At 43.7% G+C, this 1,787-nt stretch carries 3 protein-coding genes and 2 pseudogenes; all 5 read left to right on the top strand.

Annotated elements, in window-relative coordinates:
- Positions 1-287 precede the first annotated feature (287 nt).
- Positions 288-521, top strand: a complete 234-nt coding sequence (locus tag ASU02_RS26285) for a hypothetical protein (RefSeq protein WP_131236418.1) — start codon at positions 288-290, stop codon at positions 519-521.
- 36 nt (positions 522-557) lie between these two features.
- A complete protein-coding gene (locus ASU02_RS01385) occupies positions 558-932 on the top strand; it encodes an NADH-quinone oxidoreductase subunit A (RefSeq protein ID WP_057760195.1) in 375 nt (124 codons plus the stop codon).
- Positions 923-1,435 (top strand): NuoB/complex I 20 kDa subunit family protein, encoded by a 513-nt coding sequence (locus ASU02_RS01390; protein ID WP_053478556.1) that lies wholly within the window; start codon positions 923-925, stop codon positions 1,433-1,435. Before ASU02_RS01385 ends, ASU02_RS01390 begins: the two co-directional genes overlap by 10 nt.
- 3 nt (positions 1,436-1,438) lie before the next feature.
- A pseudogene (locus ASU02_RS26790) lies at positions 1,439-1,665 on the top strand (NADH-quinone oxidoreductase subunit C); the annotation flags it as partial.
- Positions 1,666-1,667: 2 nt separating this feature from the next.
- Positions 1,668-1,787 (top strand): annotated as a pseudogene (locus ASU02_RS26795) (NADH-quinone oxidoreductase subunit C); the annotation flags it as partial.

Consider the following 1,787-nt stretch of genomic DNA (forward strand, 5'->3'; position numbering starts at 1 on the left):
CCCTTTGGGGCTGTCGCCCCAAGATGAAAAGATGCTGATGGTATATGACTAGTAAATGTAATAGAGATGTCAGTTCGCATTTGCGCCAACTGGTAGTGATTTCGGGGAAGATGGTTCAGGAGATGGAACAAATGNNNNTCCTTTGGGGCTGTCGCCCCAAGATGAAAAGATGCTCACGGTATGACTAGTAAATGTAATAGAGATGTCAGTTCGCATTTGCGCCATCTAGTAGTGACTTCTAGGAAGATGATTCAGGAGATGGCGCAAATGCTCAGGGGGAGGGATATGTGTCGACATCCGGGTGTGGTAAATGGAAAATCCCTCACCCGGATGTGCTGCCGCACCTCCGGCTTCAGCTGTCGCTGAAGCTTGCCAAACAAAGCTTTTTCCGCTTTTTGAGAGCGAGCTCTCAAACGCTGCAAAAGCTTTGTTTGGCAGGTGAGGGATTTTCCAATAATATACTGGGGCTTGTCGACACATATTTGGAAGAGTGCTATAATGGTTACGGTTACAAATATTGAAGAATTAAAAATTTTACAACATTGGAGGGGATAGACATGGAAATGCTAAATTTATATCAAAATAACTATTTGATCGTGTTTGTATTCCTATGTCTGGGGATTTTGTTACCTGTGGTGGCACTGTTTTTAGGGAAGCTATTACGGCCTTATAAACCGTATGATTCCAAGTACACCACATATGAGAGCGGACTTGAACCATTTGGTGATTCAAGGGTTCAGTTCAATGTGCGCTATTATATTTTTGCCCTTATGTTTGTTATTTTTGATGTGGAGACAGTGTTTTTGTATCCTTGGGCTGTTGCATACGAAAAACTCGGAATCTTTGCATTAATTGAGATGTTAATTTTTGTATTTATGCTTATCATCGGACTTATTTATGCTTGGAAGAAGAAGGTGTTGAAATGGATCTAAGAATCGAAAACATCCCTGAAGAGGATATGCAAGAGATACAAAGAACGGTATTTATGTCAACGCTTGAACAAATTAAAGCATGGTCTCGCAGCAACTCGTTATGGCCCATGACTTTCGGGCTTGCTTGTTGTGCGATTGAAATGATGCAGGCAAGTAATGCACACTATGACTTAGAACGCTTCGGTACATTCTATCGCAACTCCCCCCGCCAATCAGATGTAATGATCGTATCAGGCACAGTTACAAAGAAAATGGCACCAATTCTTCGCAGGTTATATGATCAAATGCCAGAACCCAAGTGGGTAATTGCTATGGGCTCTTGTGCAACAGCTGGTGGACCCTATGTGAAATCTTACTCGGTTGTAAAAGGGGTCGATCAAATTGTACCTGTTGATGTATACATACCTGGATGTCCACCAAATCCAGCAGCTCTAATTTATGGAATAAATAAATTGAAAGAAAAGATCCGTTACGAGGCTAAGACTGGGAAGAAGGTGATCTAACCTATGAGCGGTGAAAAAGATTTAGAACAGCTCAAAAAAGAGGCTGCCGCAAAAGCAAAGGCCGCCGCACTAGCCAAAATGAAGGCAAAAGAACAAGGTGAAGTAAAGGAAGAAGCACCCGCTGAAGACCTTGATATCGCAAAGCAAAAAGCCGCTGCCGCCGCGAAAGCAAAGGCTGCCGCACTAGCCAAAATGAAGGCAAAAGAACAAGGCGAAGAGAAGGAAGAAGCNNGCCTGCTGAAGACCTTGATATCGCGAAGCAAAAAGCAGCAGCTGCCGCGAAAGCAAAGGCTGCCGCACTAGCCAAAATGAAGGCAAAAGAACAAGGCGAAGAGAAGGAAGAAGCCCCCGC

This window comes from Cytobacillus praedii (genome assembly GCF_001439605.1).
Lineage (GTDB): Bacteria > Bacillota > Bacilli > Bacillales > Cytobacillaceae > Cytobacillus > Cytobacillus praedii.